Genomic DNA, 21,170 nt, shown 5'->3' with positions numbered 1-21,170 from the left:
AATTGAGAATTGAGAATTGAGAATTGAGAATTGAGAATTTAGAGTGCGTAGGGTGTGTTAGGGGCGGACTTGCCCTCATTTTCCGCCTCGTAGCCAGCGTTGCGATAGTCCGCCCCGTTCCACCCCACGGGCAAGATGCCCGTTCCACACCACGGGCAAGATGCCCGTTCCACCCACCGGGTCAAACAGCTGAAATAGTCAACTATTATCCCTATTCCCTGTTCCCTGTTCCCTGTTCCCTGTTCCCGATTCCCTTTCTTATACTATTTGTTCAAAATACTACAGATAAGTTCCCCTGGACCGTTGTCTTGAAAGGGCACAACAGTTCGGTTTTTCTTAACTCTAATGCGATTGCGACAATTATATATTTCTATAGGAGTAGCAACGCCATTCACACTAACTGATGCTCGATATTCCCATGGATACTTAGCACTCCGCTTAATGCTAAGGATGCAAATCCGGTTGTTATTTTTATTGCGGCAGTAGGAGGCAACAGCGGGAGGTGCAAAGGCAAAGGATAATATTAGCAACAGCAATAAAGTAGCGATACATTTTATCATTGTTGAAAGTTGGGATAGTGGGAAACCAGTAGATAAAAATACTATTCAAACCCTCCTAAATAGGGAGCAATATATTTTTGTCCCCGTTCAATGTAGTAAAGGGAAAAGAGAGTTTCATAATCTTGCTTGACTAATGTCATGGCTCGCTGTATACGTTCATGCCCATATACAATAAACTGGGCTGTTGATGCTGCATAGTATTGGCGTTCTGATTCCTTAACATTGTTTTTAAATGCATCTTTATAAAGTGCTCGCCCTGCTTGAATAAATGCTTTTTCTTCATCGTTAAATTCAATTTGACCCTCGCTGGGAAAATATAATTCTACCTGTTTCATAAAACCCATGACTAGGTTCATACATTTACGGGTCTGTTCTACAGATAAACATTCTTGATCGCCACGACGAAATCCCCATTGAGTGCAACCATTGGTTACTTCTAATACTCTTAGCTTTGCAAATTTATCTAGAGTTTGATCAGAAAATTTTTCAAATTCTTTAATGTGATATTCTATGAGTTTGACAAATCCTTGGAAATCTTCTTCAAAAAACTCTTTGAGTTCTTTAATCTCTGCCAGCTTGTTCCAGTAAATCGTGGGTTGTATTTTCATAATTAAAAGCTGAGTAAACTACCGACACTTGGGTGAATTCCCACCAAGAACTCACTGCATCCCTATCAACATGCTACCCCTACCTCATTTTTTCCAACCACCCTACTTCCTTCTCACTGCTCCGAAGTTTGTTCTCCCTACATAATAACAAAAAAAATAGCCGCAGCAATATGTTCCACGGCTAGGAATTGTTACTTATGTCTCAACTTTGTAAACCCATCCGGACGTGATCCGATGTGATTAGACCGTAAGCTATCAGCTATCAGTTGTCAGCTATCAGTTATCAGCTATCAGCCCAAGGCTGACCACTGACCGCTAACATCAGACCTGATGCTTTGGCCAGGGGGGAAACCCCCCCTGAAATTTAAGCCCTTAACCCAGAGTTAAGTATTTTGTCATTACCGTCATGAATTCCCCAGGAATCTCAGTTGGCTGAAGGGGGCTCCACTCGTCAATTTGGGCGTAACCCCGTGCATAAAGGGTATACATGGTGTTGTTTATTGCCTGGCGGGAGCCCTGTCTTGATGCAGTCGCTCATGGGGGAAACCACGGCAGTCGCTCATGGGGGGAACCCCCAAGACCGCGCTGCCTTCCCAAGACCGCGCTGCATCGCTTCAAAATGTGCTTAATGGGGTATTTTTTGCGGAAAGGTTCCTGAGGCGTATTACTAGGAGTGATCTCCTCAGGATTGTTTTCTGGGTTAGGGCGAAAATTGTCGGACATAGTTAACAATTCGTTGTAATATTTACAATTATAATCATAACTATAATACTTAAGTTTTTCAAGAAATTTTAGATGTTTTTTTGGAGTGATAATTTATATAAAATGTACGGTTATGGAATGGGATATTGTTTTTTTATGTAATTGAGAATTGAGACTTGAGACTTGAGAATTGAGACTTGAGACTTGAGAATTGAGACTTGAGACTTGAGAATTGAGACTTGAGAATTGAGAATTGAGACTTGAGAATTGAGACTTGAGAATTGAGAATTGAGAATTGAGACTTGAGACTTGAGAATGTAGGGTGCGTTAGGGGCGGGCTTGCCCTCATTTTTAACTTCGAGGGCCAGTATTGGAATAGCCCGCCCCGTAACGCACCACCAAGTAGAATTGAGAATTGAGAATTGAGAATTGAGAATTGAGACTTGAGAATTGAGAATTGAGAATTGAGAATTGAGAATCGGGAACAGAGTACAGAATAAAAATGTTAGCGTGCCCGTAGCGTCTCTTTCAGAGAATCGCATTTTTTTTAAGTATTTTTACCGAAAGTAGTGATGAAACTATTAAATCGCCAGGACTTACGCAAAGACACCATATATGGGGTATTCTTGAATCAGACTAGCTTCATCGTTAAAGAAGGTTTTTGGAGTTCCTTGGTCAAATACCGAGATAAATATCGATTCTTTTTGAGTGGACAGTAGTAAAACTTCCCCTTAATCGCCGTTGTGTCAAGCATTATAAAAAAGGTAAGCGAGCCAGGGAGCAAGCCATGTCTATGTTACAAGCTTTGTTCCCTGCTAGCTATAAATGATACTATTTTGAGACTTTTGTCAAGTAAATTTTATACCAAATTATATGAGCTTACTCTGGTCAAATTTAGCCATAAAATTATTAATTTTAAACAATAAGTAATGAAACTTAATCATAATAAATATAATAATTATTGACGAGGTAATGAGAGCTATATCGCTTGCCCTGTGTGCTTTATAACTATTTTCGTCACCCCCCCAGGGAGCATTGACTTAATCAAAGAATAAGGATAGAATACCAAAGGCTATTAAGCAGACTATTAGATAGGCTGGGGTCAAAAGACACACATTAAATCCATCAGAACAAAGCTCAAACTTAATAACAAACAGAAAACGCTGATGGCTCAACACGGAGGTTATAGCAGATGGTGTTACAACTGGGGTTTGAATTTGTGGAATATCGAGATTTAAACGCAAGTATAAAATGCGGTTCGTCAATGCCTGTGGATGAGTAAACGCCTGGAGAGCTGAAAAAATGATAAATCAAGAACCAATTGCAATTATAGGTATGGGATGCCGTTTTCCAGGAGCTAAAAATCTAGAAGCATTTTGGGAATTATTATGCAATGGTGTAGATGCAATAACAGAAGTACCACCTGCCCGGATGGGATAACGAATTATTTTATGACCGAGATGCCACCAAACCAGGGAAAATGAACACTAAATGGGGAGGCTTTTTAGAACAAGTAGATAAGTTTGACCCACAATTTTTTGGTATTTCTCCCCGAGAAACCCAAACAATGGACCCACAGCAACGGCTATTGCTGGAACTAGCTTGGGAAGCTTTAGAAGACGCAGGACAACCACCAGAAGAATTAGCAGGTACGCCTACAGGCGTATTTATGGGTATATCAAGCTTCGACTACTACGAACTCATTGCCCAAAACACCAGTAACTTTACTACCTATACTGGTACTGGTAACCTAAATTGTATCAATGCAAATCGTCTCTCGTACTTTTTCGACTTCCTTGGGCCGAGCATGGCAATAGATACAGCTTGTTCCTCATCCCTAGTAGCAGTTCATTAAAGAAAATAACTGGATCAAGGTAGAACTATGAACTTAATTCAATTCTTACAAGACCTTTCTCTCAAAGGGGTTAAATTATGGAGTGATGAAGGAAAGTTAAGAACTGAAGGTTCCCAAGAAGTACTGACCACTGATGTTATGGCCGAATTAGAGCAGTATAAATCAGAAATCTTACAGTTACTAAGGGAAAATCCAGATATATCCCAAGTCCATCCCCTCTCTTATGGTCAAAAAGGTCTCTGGTTTTTGTGGCAGCTATCACCCCAGGGTCATAATCATAATGTGTCATTTTCGGTTCGGATCTACTCTAAGGTAGATATAACTATTTGGCAACAAGTTTTTCAAGCTCTAAGGGAAAGACATCCGCTACTACGGAGTAAATTCCCGAAGTTGGGCGAACAACCAATCCAACAACTACATCAACATCAAGAGTTAGACTTCTTACAGATAGATGCTTCTAGTTGGAGTGAAGAGGAGTTAAACAAAAAGGTAGTTGAAGCTCACAGACATCCTTTTAACCTAGAAACAGAACCAGTTATGCGAGTTAGGTGGTTCACTTGTTCCGAGCAAGACCATATTATGTTACTGACAATACACCACATTGCTTTAGATGGTTGGTCATGGAACTTAATTGCCAAAGAGCTACCACAACTTTACCAAGCTCAACTAAATGGGCTTGAGGCATCCCTACCACCACTACAGTATTCTTATCAAGATTATGTTAGTTGGCAAAAGGAGTTAGTAGAAGGACAAGAAGGAGAACAACTATGGAACTATTGGCAACAAAGATTGGGCGGGGAATTACCTGTATTGAATTTGCCTACAGACAAACCACGACCCCCTATACAGATTGATAATGGTGGCAGCTATCCCTTCAAATTATCCGAAAAGTTGACTGAACAACTGAAGGAACTAGCTCAAACAGAGGGTGCAACTCTTTATATGACTCTGTTGGCTGCTTTTCAAGTGCTTCTGTATCGTTACACCGGTCAAGAGGATATTTTAGTAGGTTCTCTTACTTCTGGTAGAACAAAAGCGGAGTTTGCTTCTCTTGTTGGTTACTTTGTGGACTCAGTAGTGATGAGAGCAGATTTGTCAGGGAATCTCTCTTTTAGAGATTTCCTCTCTCAAGTACGCCAGACAGTCCTGGGAGCACTAGCTCATCAAGATTATCCCTTTGCTTTATTGGTAGATAAGTTACAGCTAGAACGTGACTCCAGTCGTGCTCCTCTTTTTCAGGCTGGCTTTGTACTAAAAAAATTCCAGGAATCTCAAGATGTGCCAAAGTGTTTTTTTAGCAGCAAAAAAACCTTGATGAATTGGGGAGGACTTGAAGTAGAACCATTTTTACTCGAACAGTATGAAAGTCAATATGATTTATTCCTGGAAATGTTTGAAGAAGACTCATCTCTGGTTGGGTTCTTAAAATACAATGCTGAGTTATTTGATGAGCAAACTATTGCCCGAATTGCTGGTCATTTCCAGAACTTGTTAGAAGAGATAGTGAACGATCCGCAACAGAGAGTAACAGCACTACCATTAATGACAGAGGTAGAGCTAGACCAAATACTGGTAGAATGGAACAATACGAAAACAGATTACCCAAATGACAAATGTATTCATCAGTTATTTGAGGAACAGGTAGAGAAAAAACCAAATGCAATAGCAGTAGTATTTGAAGAACAAAAGCTGACCTATTCCCAATTAAATAGTAAAGCCAATCAACTAGCCCATTACTTGCAAAAATTGGGAGTAGTTCCAGAAACCCTAGTGGGAATATGTGTAGAGCGTTCAGTAGAGATGGTAGTAGGTTTATTAGCCATACTCAAAGCCGGAGGAGCTTATGTGCCATTAGACCCGGCCTATCCCCAAGAACGCCTAGAATATATGTTCGCTGACTCCCAAGTGTCAGTGTTACTAACTCAAGAACAATTATTAGCTCAACTCCCCCAACATCAAGCCCAAGTAGTCTTTCTAGATAAAGATTGGGAAAAAATAGCCACAGAAACACCAGAAAAAGTAGAGAGTGAAGTCAGCCCCCAAAATTTAGCTTATGTAATTTATACATCAGGTTCCACAGGTAAACCGAAAGGAGTCTTGGTAGAACACAAGGGACTGTGTAATCTGGCTACAGTTCAAATGCAAGGATTTCAAGTCAACTCCAACAGCAGAGTCGTTCAGTTCGCATCATTAAGTTTCGATGCCTCCATCTGGGAAATAGTCATGGCTTTAGGTTCAGGAGCCAGTTTGTATATGGGCAGCCGAGATACCTTAATGCCTGGAGTGGGTATGAGTCAGTGGTTGCGGAATAACAAAATCACCCATATCACGATACCCCCCTCAGCTCTGGCAGTGATGCCCAAAGAAGAATTACCTGATTTAAAGACCATAGTAGTAGCAGGAGAAGCTTGCCCACCAGAGCTAATATCTCAGTGGTCTGTGGGGCGACAATTTGTGAACGCCTACGGACCAACAGAATCAACAGTATGTGCTACCATGGCCGAATGCTCACCAGAGTCTTCTGTGGCATCCATAGGTAGGGCGATCGGCAATACTCAAATCTACATCCTAGACAGAAATTTACAACCAGTCCCCATAGGAGTACCTGGTGAAATTTATATCGGTGGTGTTGGTTTAGCTCGTGGGTATCTCAACCGAGAGGATTTAACAAATCAGAGATTTATCCCCAATCCCTTTGACAACTCAAAAGTCAACCCCCTCCTTGAGGGAATTCAAAAGTCAAAATTATATAATACGGGGGATTTAGGCCGTTATCTAGGTGATGGGAATATAGAATTTATCGGGCGGATAGACCACCAAGTTAAAGTGCGAGGATACCGGATAGAAACTGGAGAAATAGAAGCAACCTTAACTCAACATCCCAGTGTAAAACAAACAGTAGTAGTAGCCAGGGAAGATAACTCAGGTGCTCAAGGTCTAGTAGCATATATAGTACCTGAAGTTGAAAGCAGTATCACATCAAACCCAGAACTCTCAAACACTCAAATCAATAGTTGGCAAAACCTATTTAACCAACAAATTGATGAACAGAAGAGTGAAGTAACTGACCCATTATTCAACATCTCAGGTTGGCGCAGCAGTTACGACAACCAATCCTTAGCAGAAATTCAAATGCGAATTTGGGCAGGGGATATTGTAGGTCAAGTATTAGCACATAAACCGAAAAAAGTATATGAAATAGGTTGTGGAACCGGGTTGCTACTATTTCAAATAGCACCCCACACACAAGCCTATGATGGCATCGATATATCTAGGATTTCACTAGAGTATATCCAACAACAAATACTCCAGGAACCAGAGAAATATGCTCATGTCAATTTAGCACAGAAAAGAGCAGATGAGATAGGTGACATAGCATCTCAAAGCTTCGATATGGTGATTATAAACTCGGTGATTCAATACTTTATGAATGTAGAGTATTTGTTACAAGTAATATCTGAGGCAATTCGGATAGTCAAACCAGGAGGGATAATTTTCTTAGGGGATATCCAGAGTTTACCATTAATGAAAGCATTTCACAGTTCGGTGCAACTGTATCAAGCAACTCCATCATTGTCAGTAGAACAACTCAAGCTAAAGATAGACAAACAAATGGAGCAGGAGCAAGAATTGCTAATATCACCAGAGTTGTTTGTAGCTCTCAAAGAAAAACACCCAGAAATAACTCATGTACAAATACGTTTAGAGAGGGGAAGGGAGCAAAACGAAATGAATAAATATCGCTATAGCGTACTGTTGCATATAGAAGCCCAAGCAGCATCAATAATAGCACCGACTGTAGAAAGTGGAGCGGATATGAGTGCTCAAGAGATAGAAACTTATCTGCGAGACCATGAGCCAGAATCAATTTGCTTTAGTGGTTTAGTCAATGGCAGAGTAGCTAATGACGTAGGTTTAGTGGAGTTGTTATCACAGCCAGAATCAAAACAGAATGTGCAGCAGTTGAGGCAGACGTTAGAGTCAAAGGCAGTCAATGGCATCGACCCAGAGAGGTTATATGAACTGAGTTCGGATAATGGGTATAGCTTAGAGTTGTGTTGGTCTGCAGAAGGAAGAGGAGAATTGATGGATGGGGTATTTGTGCGCAGTGAGTTAGCTAAAGAAGGGATAGTGTTAACACCCCTAACTCAAAAATCGGTGGTAGCAAGTAACTGGCATCATTATGGGAATAATCCCTTGAGTTCCGAGCTAGGAAAGCAACTGGTACCACAGTTGAGAGAGTATCTGGAGTTGCGGTTGCCAGAATATATGATGCCATCGGAGTTGATGGTGTTGTCGCAACTGCCTCTGACTCCTAACGGTAAGGTAGACCGTAAAGCTTTGCCTGTACCGGATGTGGCTAGTAGTGTGTCAACGGAGTATGTAGCTCCCCAGACACAGACACAGAAAGTATTAACAGAGATTTGGCAAGAAGTGTTAGGAATAGAAAAGGTGGGAATACATGATAACTTCTTTTTTGATTTGGGTGGGCATTCTTTGAAAGCAACTCAAGTTGTATCTCGAATACCACAAGCTTTTGACATAGAGTTTCCTTTAAACAAAATATTTGAATCTTCTACAGTGGAAAGTATAAGTAAGTATATAGATGCGTGTATTTGGGCGGCTAAAACACATCAAATTACCCAAAATAACACAGCTAACCAACGTAATCAAGGAGTTATATAGGTATGAAACAAATGCAAATGATAGAAGAGTTTTTACTTGAGCTTCGCAACCAAGATATCCAACTTTGGCTTGAAGGAGAGCAACTACACTATAGTGCTCCTGAAGGAAAACTTACACCCACATTGCTGGCTCAACTGCGAGAACGTAAAGAAGAAGTAATCAGCTTTTTGCACACTGCCAAACAATCTGTATACTCACAGCAGTCTCAAATAAAACCTATTGAGCGAAACGGCAAACCCCCACTATTATCCTATGCACAACAAAGGCTATGGTTTATAGAAAAAATGGGCTTGAGTAGCAACACCTACAATGTACCATTAATCTTAAATATAGTAGGGAAATTAGACTATGTAGCCCTACAAACAACTATCAACAAAATCATTGCTCGCCATGAAACTCTGAGAACAACCTTCAGTGAAATCAACGGCACACCAGTACAAATAATTAAACCCTCTTTTGAACTACAACTGCCGAAAAAAGACCTAAGTGGATTAACACCATCAGAAGCTACCACCAAACTCCAACAACTACTCCAACAAGAAAATGAACAAAAATTCAATCTAGAAGTAGATCCCCCCATACGCACTCAGTTGTACCAACTAGGAACAACAGAACACATACTGCAAATCACATTACATCACATAGCAGGCGATGGTTGGTCAGGCACAGTATTAGCCAAAGAACTCTCAGCTATTTACACTGCTATCCTGGAAGACCAACCATCCCCATTACCAGAGTTGCCCATACAATATGCAGATTTTGCAGTTTGGCAAAGGAACTACTTGCAAGGTGAAATCCTAGAAACCCAACTCAACTACTGGAAGCAAAAGCTGCAAGACCTACCCCAACTACAACTACCCACAGACCATCCCCGACCTGCAGTTCAAACTTTTAATGGAGCAGGTATACCGATCAACATACCAGCAGCACTAACATCAAAAGTTAAACAACTCACCCAAAAGCAGGGAACGACCCTATTTATGACCCTGTTAGCAGTATTCAAAGTATTGCTGTCTCGTTACAGTGGTCAAGAAAGTGTAGCAGTAGGAACACCGATAGCTAACCGCAACCGCAGTGAAATAGAAGGGTTGATAGGTTTCTTTGTCAACTCCCTAGTCATGTATACAGACCTGGGAGGGGAACCAAGCTTCACAGAAGTATTAAACAGAGTCAAACAAACAGTCCTAGAAGCTTATGGTCACCAAGACATACCCTTTGAGAAATTGGTCGAAGAGTTGCAACCTCAAAGGTCTCTATCACAAAACCCCTTGTTTCAAGTGTCGTTTGCTGTTCAGCAGTCGGAAATCTTCAAACCATCCTTCAGCCTGCCTAACTTAGAGATAGAGTTAGATTGGGAGCGATGGATGGAAGAAGTGAGGTTTGATATAGAATTACATTTGTGGCCAGTAGGAGAAGAAATCAAAGGATTCTGTGCCTATAACACAGACTTGTTCTCAGCCGAAACAATTAGTCGCATGGTGTCACATTATGAAAACTTACTATCAGCAGCAGTAGAGACTCCCGAGCGACCTATTAGCCAGTTGCCATTAATGACACAGCTAGAGCTAGATCGGATACTTGTGGAGTGGAACAATACGAAAACAGATTACCCCAAAGACAAATGTATCCATCAGTTATTTGAAGAGCAGGTAGAGAAAACACCAGATGCCATAGCAGTAGTATTTGAACAACAAAAGCTGACCTACTCCCAATTAAATAGCAAAGCCAATCAACTAGCCCATTACTTGCAAAAATTGGGAGTAGTTCCAGAAACCTTAGTGGGAATATGTGTAGATCGTTCAGTAGAGATGGTAGTAGGAATACTCGCCATACTCAAAGCCGGAGGAGCTTATGTGCCATTAGACCCGAATTATCCAACTTCCCGTCTCAATTACATGGTAGAAGATGCACAACTATCCATCATCTTGACTCAAGAAAAATGGCAGCATCATCTATCGGGAACTATAGGAACTGTGATTTGTTTGGATACAGATTCCGAAATTATTAATCAACAGAGTCAGCAAATGCCCGAAAATCAGGTAACAGCTAATCAGTTAGCTTACGTTATCTATACTTCAGGTTCAACGGGTCAACCAAAAGGAGTAACTATTCCTCATCAAGGAGTAGTTCGGCTTTTTAGCAACACCAACTATGTGCAATTGGAGCCAACAGACCGAGTAGCTCAAGTTTCCAACACCTCTTTTGATGCAGCCACATTTGAAATTTGGGGAGCTTTATTACACGGAGCAGTGGCAGTAGTAATTCCCAAATCTGTACTCCTTTCTCCTCAAGAGTTTGTCAACTATATCAAACAAGAAAAAATTACTACACTGTTTTTGACAACAGCTTTATTTAATCAGTTAGCCTACTCAGGACCAGAAGCATTCAGTACCTTGAAACATTTGTTATTTGGAGGAGAGGCAGTAGACCCGAAATCAGTGAAACAGGTACTTGAAAAAGGGGCACCAGAAAGATTGCTTCATGTGTATGGACCGACAGAAAACACTACATTCTCTTCATGGTACAAGGTGACTAAAGTAGCAGAAGGAGCAACAAATCTGTCCATAGGTAAGCCAATATCTAACACCCAAATATATATCCTCGACTCCCAATTACAACCAGTGCCCATAGGAGTGCCTGGAGAACTTCATATTGGAGGAGATGGTTTAGCAATAGGCTACCACAACCGCCCCGAACTGACAGCCTCCAAATTTATTCCTCATCCCTTTGACGACTCAAAAATAGCAAAATTATACAAAACAGGAGACTTATGTCGTTATCTAGCTGATGGCAACATAGAATTTATCGGGCGGATAGACCATCAGGTAAAAGTGCGAGGATATCGCATTGAAACAGGAGAAATAGAAGCTACCCTAACTCAAAATCCCATAGTTAAAGAAACAGTAGTATTAGCCACTGAAGACAACCTAGGTAATAAACGTATAGTGGCCTACCTAGTGCTAGAAAGCGAAATTTCAGTCCCTGAAATATCAGAGACAGAACAAATAAATAAATTGAAACAGTATCTGAAAGAGCGGTTGCCAGAGTATATGGTGCCATCAGGGTTGATGGTGTTGTCGCAACTGCCACTGACACCGAATGGAAAAGTAGACCGTAAGGCTTTACCAGCACCAGATTTAGCTATTAGTGCGTCAACGGAGTATGTGGCTCCTGAAACGGAGACACAGAAAGCATTAGCAGAGATTTGGAAAGAAGTGTTGGGTATAGAACAGGTGGGAATACATGATAACTTCTTTGATTTGGGTGGCCATTCTTTGATGGTTACTCAGGTTGTGTCTCGGGTGCGACAACTCCTCAATATAGAGTTACCCCTCATAAAGCTATTTGAGAATTCAGATGTGGCCAGTCTGGCTAAGGAAATAGAGATATATTTAGCTCAAAGCCAACCTGTAGAGACTGTAGCCATTCAACCAAGAGAGGAAAATGAAAACCCCCCACCGTTATCCTTTGCTCAACAAAGGCTATGGTTTATAGAAAAAATGGCCTTGAGTAGCAACGCCTACAATATGCCATTAACCCTAAATCTAGTAGGAAAACTAGACTATGTAGCCCTAGAAAAAAGTATCAACCAAATCATCGCTCGCCATGAAACCCTCAGAACCACTTTCAGTGAAATCAACGGCACACCAGTACAAATAATTAAACCCTCTTTTGAATTAGAACTACCCAAAAAAGACCTAAGTGGGTTAACACCATCAGAAGCTACCACCAAACTCCAACAACTACTCCAACAAGAAAACGAACTTTCATTCAATCTGGAAGTAGACCCCCCCATACGAGCTCAGTTGTTTCAACTAGGAACAACAGAACACATACTGCAAATTACATTACATCACATAGCTTCCGATGGCTGGTCACTGACAGTATTACCCAAAGAACTTTCGGCTATTTACACTGCCACACTGTTCGAGAAACCATCCCCATTACCAGAGCTACCCATACAATATGCCGACTTTGCAGTGTGGCAAAAGAACTACTTACAAGGTCAAACCCTCTCTAGCCAACTCAACTACTGGAAGCAAAAGCTGCAAGACCTACCTCAACTACAACTACCCACAGACCATCCTCGACCCCCAGTTGAAACTTTTAATGGAGCAGGTATACCGATAAACATACCAGCAGCACTAACATCAAAAGTTAAACAACTCACCCAAAACCAGGGAACTACCCTATTTATGACCCTGTTAGCAGTATTCAAAGTATTGTTGTCTCGTTATAGTGGTCAAGAAAGTGTAGCAGTAGGTTCAGCCATAGCCAACCGCAACCGCCTAGAAATAGAAGGGTTAATAGGTTTCTTTGTCAACTCCCTAGTCATGTACACAGACCTGGGAGGGTTCCCAAGTTTCACAGAAGTATTAAACCGAGTTAAACAAACAGCCCTAGAAGCTTATAGTCACCAAGACATACCCTTTGAGAAGCTAGTCGAAGATTTGCAACCAGAAAGGTCTCTATCACAAAACCCCTTGTTTCAAGTGTCGTTTGCTGTTCAGCAGGAGGAAATTTTCAAACCATCCTTTAGCTTACCTAACTTAGAAGTAGGTTGGTATGAAGGGGCAGGAGCTGAGATGACAGTGAGGTTTGACTTAGAGTTACATCTGTGGCCAATAGGAGAAGAAATTAAAGGATTCTGTGCCTATAACCGAGACTTGTTTGAGGTGGAGACAATTAGTCGGATGGTGTCACATTATAAAAACTTACTATTAGCAGCAGTAGAGAATCCAGAGAGACCTATTAGCCAGTTGCCATTAATGACAGAGCCAGAGCTAGACCAAATACTGGTGGAGTGGAACAACACCATAACAGATTATCCCACAGACAAATGTATCCATCAGTTATTTGAGGAACAGGTAGAGAAAACACCGGATGCAGTAGCAGTAGTATTTGAGGAGCAAAAGCTGACCTATTCCCAATTAAATAGCAAAGCTAATCAACTAGCACATTACTTGCAAAAATTGGGAGTAGTTCCAGAAACCCTAGTGGGAATATGTGTAGAGCGTTCAGTCGAGATGGTAGTAGGTTTATTAGCCATACTCAAAGCCGGAGGAGCTTATGTGCCATTAGACCCGGCCTATCCCCAAGAACGCCTAGAATATATGTTCGCTGACTCCCAAGTGTCAGTGTTACTAACTCAAGAACAAATATTAGCTCAACTCCCCCAACATCAAGCCCAAGTAGTCTTTCTAGATAAAGATTGGGAAAAAATAGCCACTGAAACACCAGAAAAAGTAGAGAGTGAAGTCAGTCCCCAAAATTTAGCTTATGTAATTTATACATCAGGTTCCACAGGTAAACCGAAAGGAGTCTTGGTAGAACACAAGGGACTGTGTAATCTGGCTACAGTTCAAATGCAAGGGTTTCAAGTCAACTCAAACAGCAGAGTGGTTCAGTTCGCATCATTAAGTTTCGATGCCTCCATCTCGGAAATAGTCATAGCTTTAGGTTCAGGAGCCAGTTTGTATATGGGCAGCCGAGATACCTTAATGCCTGGAGTGGGTATGAGTCAGTGGTTGCGGAACAACAAAATCACCCATATCACCATACCCCCCTCAGCTCTGGCAGTGATGCCCAAAGAGGAATTACCTTCTTTAAAGACCATAGTAGTAGCAGGAGAAGCTTGCCCACCAGAGCTAATATCTCAGTGGTCTGTGGGGCGACAATTTGTGAACGCCTACGGACCAACAGAATCAACAGTATGTGCCACCATGGCCGAATGCTCACCAGAGTGTTCTGTGCCACCCATAGGTAGGCCGATCAGCAATACTCAAATCTACATCCTAGACAGGAATTTACAACCAGTCCCCATAGGAGTACCTGGTGAAATTTATATCAGTGGTGTTGGTTTAGCTCGTGGCTATCTTAACCAACCTCAATTAACACAGGAAAAATTTATTTCCCATCCTTTGAGGAATTTAACCGAGGAGAGGCTGTACAAAACAGGAGATTTAGCTCGTTACTTACCGGATGGCAATATTGAGTTTCTTGGTCGCATAGATAATCAGGTGAAGATACGAGGTTTCCGAATTGAACCTGGAGAAATTGAATCAGTTCTCAGGAGGCATCCCCAAGTCCAACAAGCTGTAGTAATCGACAGGGAAGATAATCCAGGGAACAAGCGGTTGGTAGCATATTTTGTTCCCGAACCAGAGTTGGAACAAAATATCCAGAAGATGAAAGGCATAGAACTTTGGCCATCAATAGCAGAATACTATGTTTATGATGAGTTATTGTACTATGCGATGACTAATGACCATCGTCGAAACCACAGTTATCAAGTGGCAATTAATCAACTTGTTAAAGAGCGAGTAGTGGTAGAAATTGGTACAGGCAAGGATGCTATTTTGGCGAGATTTTGTGCACAAGCAGGAGCTAAGAAAATCTATGCTATTGAGAGAGACCAAGAAACCAGTCAGTTAGCTAAAGCTTGCGTGGATAAGTTGGGATTATCGGCACAAATTGAAATCATACATGGAGATGCGATGACGGTTAACCTACCCGAATTAGCGGATGTATGTGTTTCTGAAATTGTGGGAGCCATTGGTGGATGTGAAGGAGCAGCAGTAATTATTAATAATACCAGAAGGTTTTTGAAGCCAGACGGTGCGATGATTCCCGAAAGAAGTGTGACTAAGATTGCAGCAGTAACTCTTCCAGAACCATTACTCAATCAACCCAGATTTACAAAGGTTTCTGGTTATTATACCCAGAAAATTTTTGAACAGGTTGGGTATCCTTTTGATTTACGGGTTTGTATTAAAGGATTTCCTCAAGCCAATTTACTTTCCAATCGAGAAATATTTGAGGATTTAGACTTTACTAAATCTTTAGATACAGATTTGACTCATCAAATTCAGTTAAGGATAGAAAAATCCGGCAGATTAGATGGTTTTCTGGTCTGGTTAAATTTGCATACTATTGAGGGTGAGTGTATAGATATTCTCGAACATGAGCATTCTTGGTTACCAGTTTATTTTCCAGTGTTTGAGCCTGGTATTGATGTGAGTGAAGGAGATGTGATTGAAGCTGTTTGTAGCCGAAAGCTTTGCGAGAATAATTTGAATCCAGATTATGCTATCCAAGGACGTATTCTCAGGCAACAAGGAGAAGATATTGATTTTGAACATATTTCTTATCACTGGAAACAACAGTTTAAGCAAACTCCTTTTTATCAAAGGTTATTTGCAGAAACTGAAACAGTTAGCACTTCTAGCTTACAACTATTAGATACTCACATCAACAGTTGGCAAAACCTATTTAACCAACTAATTAAAGAAAATAAGAGTGAAGTAACTGACTCTCTATTTAACACTAGAGGATGGATTAGCAACTACGATAACCAGCCCATACCAGTAGAGCAAATGCGCATCTGGGCAGGGGATATAGTAACTCAAGTATTAGCCCAGAAACCAGAGAGTGTGTGGGAAATAGGTTGTGGCACAGGAATGCTCCTGTTTCAAATCGCACCCCAGACACAAAACTATTATGGAACAGATATCTCCAATGTCTCATTAGAATACATCAAACAACAAATAGAACCCGAACCCGACAAATATGGTCATGTCTCCTTAGCACAGAAACGAGCTGAAGACATGGCTGATATAGCTCCTAACAGTTTCGATGCCGTATTGCTGAGTTCCATAGTCCAGTATTTCCCTAGTGTGGAGTATCTGTTGCAAGTAATAGAAAACAGTATCAGGGTAGTCAAACCAGGAGGAATGATTTTCCTAGGAGATATCCGCAGTTGGCCATTAATGAAAGCCTTTCACAGTTCGGTGCAACTGTATCAAGCAACTCCCTCACTGTCGAGACAACAACTCAAAGAAAAGATAGACATAAAAATGGAGCAGGAGACCGAGTTGTTAGTCTCACCAGAGTTGTTTGTAGCTCTGAAAGAAAAACATCCAGAAATAACTCATGTACAAATCCGTTTACAGAGGGGAAGGGAGCAAAACGAACTGAATAAATATCGCTATAGCGTACTGTTGCATATAGAGGCACAACCAGGAAAAGTAATAACACCGACTGTAGAAAGTGGAGCGGCTGTTAGTGTTCAACAGATAGAAACTTATCTGCGAGACATTGGGCCAGAATCAATATGCTTTAGTGGTTTAGTCAATGGCAGAGTGGCAAATGATGTAGAGTTGGTAGAGTGGCTATCACAACCAGAATCAAAACAGAATGTGCAGCAGTTGAGGCAGTTTTTAGAGTCAAAGCAAACCAAGAGCATTGACCCAGAGAGGTTATATGAACTAAGTGCATCTTTAGGGTATAGCTTAGAGTTGTGTTGGTCTGGACAAGGTAGTCCAGAATTGATGGATGGGGTATTTGTGCGCAGTGAGTTAGCCAAAGAAGGGATAGTGTTAACACCCCTAACTCAAAAATCGGTGGTAGCAAGTAACTGGAATAATTATGGGAATAATCCCTTGAGTTCCCAGTTCAGAAAGGAACTGATACCGCAGTTGAGAGAGTATCTACAGTCGCGGTTGCCAGAGTATATGGTGCCATCGGGGTTGATGGTGTTGTCGCAACTGCCTCTGACTCCCAATGGCAAAGTAGACCGTAAGGCATTGCCTGAACTGGATGTGGCCAGTAGATATCAAAACCAAGAATATATTGCACCACGCGATCGCCAAGAATTACTATTGCTAAAAATATGGGAAGATCTTTTAGGTATTCATCAAATTAGTATTAAAGATAATTTCTTTGACCTAGGGGGTCACTCACTTTTGGCAGTTCGCTTGATGAAATATATTGAAAATGAGTTGGGGAAATCTCTAGCCCTGTCAACCCTCTTCCAATCTCCTACTGTTGAGGAACTAGCTGCTGTTCTCCGTCAAGAAAGTATTTCCTCCTTTTCCCCTCTATTTCCTATTAACCCAAATGGCTCCAAAGTGCCAATATTCTGCATACACCCTGGTGGTGGAACTGCTTTCTGCTACTTTGAGTTAGCTAAACTATTGGGAACGGAGCAACCCTTCTATGGTCTACAAGCATTAGGTATAGAAAAAGGGCAAGAACCACTCACACGGGTAGAAGATATGGCTAGTCTTTACCTTTCTGCTATTCGTGAGGTGCAGCCAAATGGTCCGTATACTCTACTTGGTTGGTCATTTGGTGGAGCAGTAGCATTACAGATGGCTTACGAATTAACGATTCAAGGTGAACAAGTAGCTTTTCTAGGATTACTTGATACCTACGCCCCATCGAAGTTGCCTGATGAGCAAAACTTAGTAGAAGTAGAAGGGGAAGAAGTTGTCTTTCAATTGTTTGGGGGAACTGTTTCTATACCTACCGAAGAATTCCAGAAACTTGCTCCAGAGGAAAGAACAGTCTTCATTTTGAAGAAAGCTCAACAAGCTAATGTAGTTCCTCTTGATTTTCAGGTTGCTGATATTGAACGTCTCCTGAAAGTTTTGGAGCTAAATTACAATGCAATGCGTAGCTACTCACCACCCAACTATTCAGGTTCTATGATTTTATTCAAACCGGAAAAAGGTTCATTGGGATTCTCCCAGGAAGTCATTGCTGCTATGGGACAAACTCTAGGTTGGGCAGAGGAGTCCATTGGTGAGGTTAAGGTAGAAACTGTTCCTGGCTATCACGAGTACATGGTTTATCCACCAAGTGTAACTATCTTAGCTAAGAAGTTACAAGCTTGTATAGAGAAAGCTTTAAGTAACAGAAGTTACAGTCAATAATTCAATCAAACCCAGTCAAAATTTTCAATAAATCAGGATATTAATATCTATGTCTCAAATTGTTACTGAACTAACAGGTGTACCTCGCACCCTACTTTTACCACTCAGGGGACGAGCTGATGAACAATCAAATCCTCATCCACTGTTTCAAGATCCACTAGCTGTTGAGTGGTTAAAACTCGCGGGTTGGGATCAAGAGCTAGAGAAATTTTATTCTAAAAGTGCTAAAACTGGTAGTATTATAGCTGCTATCCGAACTTACCAGCATGATCAAATAGCATCTGGTCATATTGCCAACCATTCCCATCCAGTTGTAGTGGAATTGGGAGCTGGATTATCTAGTCGTTTTCACCGTATTGGACAGAATGCTTATCGTTGGTTTGAACTAGATTTGCCCATGGTAACTGAATTGCGCTCTAAGTTAGATACACAGACAGAACAGCATCAGTTTATTAGTGCTTCAGTTATGGATTTTGACTGGATGAATAATTTGCCCAACGTAGAACCAGAAAACATTTTATTTATTGCAGAAGGCTTACTAGCCTACTTTGAGGTAAATGAAGTCCAGCAACTTCTATCTATGATGCGCTCTCGTTTTCCAGGTGCAACCTTAGATGTGGAAGTTATAGGAAATTATGCCAAGATGTTTAGTAAAAGGTTCTCTCAAATTGGAGCTCCCCTAAAGTGGTTTGTGAAAAACGAACAAGACTTAAACGCTATGGGATTGCAAGTAGTCAATACTTGGTCTATCTATCAGCTACATCAAGAACGTTGGCCTTGGCAATGGCAACTACTTTTGAAATTCCTTACCCAATTTACCTATTTTCGTAATACTTATCTAATTGTGGAAACTAAGTTATAGCAATCAGGAATGAGATGTGATAAAATAATAGAGTATTTAGTGGAGAAAAACCTGAAATAATTAGATACCTTTATGGAACCTATTACACTAATAAAATGGATTAATCCAGAATAAGATATGTATAGTGGCGATCGCTAATCTTGAAGGCATCAAGGTAAAATAGATCAGGACTTACGCAAGGGCACTATATATAGTGTTAAGCCTTAAGGTTTTCTGTACATTGGCGATCGCCTGAACCACAACAAAATTATCATAAACTGAAAAATTTGATTGATATTTATGTAGATTATCTGGTAGTATAAAATACTATTCATTGATTTTTTATTAAGAGTTTTTAATGGACTTTAATTATATAAAATATTGTCAGTATCTAATAAGTATTAATAAAAATTACACTCTCACAAATCTTGCGGATAATCTGGAAAAAGTTAGCCACGATTAAATTAACCTTTATTTTAATAATGTTGGTTTAGGTACATAAATTTTGTGGCCAAATGTACGGTTCGAAATTGTAACTACTGAAGATGGTTATTTAATTTTTGATGATACAGTTATCAATAAAAAATATTCCCAAAAAATCGATAGCGTAGCTCCTCTGAAAGAGGCACTTGTTCAGGGAACCAGGGAACAGTGGACAAGAATTGACGTAAATACTATCAGAAAAATACTTTTGCAAGAGGTCTAATCAATAGCAGTAGAGTGGGCAGGATGCCCCCTGGGCGAATCAATAGCAGTAGAGTGGGCAGGATGCCCCCTGCGGGAATCAATAGCAGTAGAGTGGGCAGGATGCCCCCTGCGGGAATCAATAGCAGTAGAGTGGGCAGGATGCCCGCCCGGAAATGAAACAGGCAAGATGCCCATTCCACGGCAACATGTCCATGGCACCAACATGCCCATGCCACCCTATGGTCCGTAGTCGGAATTGCACCTTACGAGAATTTCATGGAAAATCTAGCTGTAACATCTCCAGAGCACCTGATCAAATAGAATCAAATAAATGACCATCAGGAAAATTAATAAATTTATTTGTGCTATCTTAGCAGCAGCTTTATGCCTCAGTTTAATCGCCTGTGGAGCACAGACCCCAAATGGGAGTCAATCCACAGCAGGTAAAGGAGTCAAGGTCAGTTCTGCATCCTCCGTTTCCACCTATGCCTTATTTGTTTCCGAAATCATCAATATTGGTTTGGAAAAAGTTGGTTATAAACCTGCAGCAATCAAACAACTTAGTATTCCCCTGGCACACATTTCTGTCAGGAATGGAGACATAGATTTTTACAGTGTTCATTGGCAAAATATACACAAAAAATTCTTTTTACAAAACGGTGGTGACCAAAAATTAGAACGGGTGGGGGTAATTATTGCTGATGGTTTGCAAAGCTATCAGATAGATAAAAAAACTGCTGAACAATACAAAATCACTAATTTGGAACAACTAAAAGACCCCAAGATTGCCAAGCTTTTTGACTCTGATGGAGATGGCAAAGCTAACTTAACTGGTTGTAATCCAGGTTGGGGGTGTGAGTTGGTAATTGAACATCAGCTGGATGCTTACAAGTTGCGAGATACCGTTGAACATGACCAAGGCAACTATGATGTGCTCTTAGCCGCCACATTGGGTCGCTATAAACAAGGACAACCTATTTTATTTTATAGCTATAGTCCCCACTGGTCAGTGACAGTATTAAAGCCAGGAGAAGATACCATTAGATTAGAGGTTCCTTTTATTTCACTACCTAAAGAACAGGAAAATATAACAGAAAAAGATACTACTATTAACGGAAAAAATGTCGGTTTTGCTGTGGATAAAGTTCGGGTGATGGCAAACAAGAAATTTTTAGCAGCCAATCCAGCTGCCAAACGCCTGTTTGAGTTGATGACGGTTCCAATTGACGATGTGAATGCTCAACAAAAACTGGTACAAGATGGTGAAAGTAGCCCAAAAGATATTCGCCGCCATGCCGAAGAATGGATAAAGAAAAATCAGGAACTCTTTGATAGTTGGGTAGAATCAGCCAAAAAGGCAGCCACGAATTAAAAATATCCTCAAAGGGTATATAGCGGTTTTCAATTGAGTGAGGTTTTTAGGGAACAGGGAACAGGGAACAGGGAATAGGGAAGAGAAATATGTCTTAACCTTTACTTCGACTGCTATAAGTCTGCTGATGGGATTTTCCTCAG

Annotated in this window: 10 protein-coding genes and 1 pseudogene; 8 read left to right on the top strand and 3 right to left on the bottom strand. The window is 40.8% G+C overall.

Going from position 1 to position 21,170, the window contains the following annotated elements; translation table 11 throughout:
* The first annotated feature begins 23 nt into the window (after positions 1-23).
* The gene (locus F6J90_RS43915) at positions 24-404 is read left to right on the top strand and encodes a hypothetical protein (protein ID WP_366513988.1); all 381 of its coding nucleotides are present in this window, start codon (positions 24-26) and stop codon (positions 402-404) included.
* A 197-nt stretch (positions 405-601) separates the two neighbouring features.
* On the opposite strand, the gene F6J90_RS36875 is transcribed toward F6J90_RS43915, so the two are convergent.
* Complete coding sequence (locus F6J90_RS36875; RefSeq protein WP_293105762.1) at positions 602-1,168, bottom strand: hypothetical protein; 567 nt, start codon at positions 1,166-1,168, stop codon at positions 602-604.
* Positions 1,169-2,001: 833 nt separating this feature from the next.
* A complete protein-coding gene (locus tag F6J90_RS36870; protein ID WP_293105759.1) occupies positions 2,002-2,412 on the bottom strand; it encodes a hypothetical protein in 411 nt (136 codons plus the stop codon).
* A 573-nt stretch (positions 2,413-2,985) separates the two neighbouring features.
* Here F6J90_RS36870 and F6J90_RS36865 point away from each other — a divergent pair.
* The 6 genes and pseudogenes from F6J90_RS36865 to F6J90_RS36840 all read left to right on the top strand — a co-directional run.
* Positions 2,986-3,093, top strand: a pseudogene (locus F6J90_RS36865) (helix-turn-helix domain-containing protein); the annotation flags it as partial.
* Positions 3,094-3,172: 79 nt separating this feature from the next.
* Positions 3,173-3,310, top strand: coding sequence for a beta-ketoacyl synthase N-terminal-like domain-containing protein (locus F6J90_RS36860; RefSeq protein ID WP_293105756.1), 138 nt, complete (start codon positions 3,173-3,175; stop codon positions 3,308-3,310).
* A gap of 40 nt (positions 3,311-3,350) precedes the next feature.
* The gene (locus tag F6J90_RS36855) at positions 3,351-3,725 is read left to right on the top strand and encodes a polyketide synthase (protein ID WP_293105754.1); all 375 of its coding nucleotides are present in this window, start codon (positions 3,351-3,353) and stop codon (positions 3,723-3,725) included.
* A gap of 27 nt (positions 3,726-3,752) precedes the next feature.
* Positions 3,753-8,411: a non-ribosomal peptide synthetase gene (locus F6J90_RS36850; protein ID WP_293105751.1), complete on the top strand. Its 4,659-nt coding sequence runs from the start codon at positions 3,753-3,755 to the stop codon at positions 8,409-8,411.
* A gap of 2 nt (positions 8,412-8,413) precedes the next feature.
* Positions 8,414-18,127, top strand: coding sequence for a non-ribosomal peptide synthetase (locus tag F6J90_RS36845; RefSeq protein ID WP_293105748.1), 9,714 nt, complete (start codon positions 8,414-8,416; stop codon positions 18,125-18,127).
* 49 nt (positions 18,128-18,176) lie between these two features.
* Positions 18,177-18,989, top strand: a complete 813-nt coding sequence (locus F6J90_RS36840) for a class I SAM-dependent methyltransferase (protein ID WP_293105745.1) — start codon at positions 18,177-18,179, stop codon at positions 18,987-18,989.
* Between the two features lie 656 nt (positions 18,990-19,645).
* Here the strand turns inward: F6J90_RS36840 and F6J90_RS36835 are convergent.
* A complete protein-coding gene (locus F6J90_RS36835) occupies positions 19,646-19,891 on the bottom strand; it encodes a hypothetical protein (RefSeq protein WP_293105742.1) in 246 nt (81 codons plus the stop codon).
* Between the two features lie 95 nt (positions 19,892-19,986).
* On the opposite strand from F6J90_RS36835, the gene proX reads away from it, so the two are divergent.
* Positions 19,987-21,027, top strand: a complete 1,041-nt coding sequence (proX, locus tag F6J90_RS36830; RefSeq protein WP_293105739.1) for a glycine betaine/L-proline ABC transporter substrate-binding protein ProX — start codon at positions 19,987-19,989, stop codon at positions 21,025-21,027.
* The last annotated feature ends 143 nt before the right edge of the window (positions 21,028-21,170 follow it).

It is taken from the genome of Moorena sp. SIOASIH (genome assembly GCF_010671925.1).
Classification (GTDB): domain Bacteria; phylum Cyanobacteriota; class Cyanobacteriia; order Cyanobacteriales; family Coleofasciculaceae; genus Moorena.
This window is presented reverse-complemented; position numbering and strand designations above follow the sequence as displayed.

Coding starts and splice junctions, on each gene's coding strand:
- F6J90_RS36875 (WP_293105762.1), bottom strand. CDS start 1,168: ATGAAAATACAACCCACGATTTACTGGAACAAGCTGGCAGAGATTAAA.
- F6J90_RS36870 (WP_293105759.1), bottom strand. CDS start 2,412: ATGCGATTCTCTGAAAGAGACGCTACGGGCACGCTAACATTTTTATTC.
- F6J90_RS36860 (WP_293105756.1), top strand. CDS start 3,173: ATGATAAATCAAGAACCAATTGCAATTATAGGTATGGGATGCCGTTTT.
- F6J90_RS36855 (WP_293105754.1), top strand. CDS start 3,351: ATGAACACTAAATGGGGAGGCTTTTTAGAACAAGTAGATAAGTTTGAC.
- F6J90_RS36850 (WP_293105751.1), top strand. CDS start 3,753: ATGAACTTAATTCAATTCTTACAAGACCTTTCTCTCAAAGGGGTTAAA.
- F6J90_RS36845 (WP_293105748.1), top strand. CDS start 8,414: ATGAAACAAATGCAAATGATAGAAGAGTTTTTACTTGAGCTTCGCAAC.
- F6J90_RS36840 (WP_293105745.1), top strand. CDS start 18,177: ATGTCTCAAATTGTTACTGAACTAACAGGTGTACCTCGCACCCTACTT.
- proX (WP_293105739.1), top strand. CDS start 19,987: ATGACCATCAGGAAAATTAATAAATTTATTTGTGCTATCTTAGCAGCA.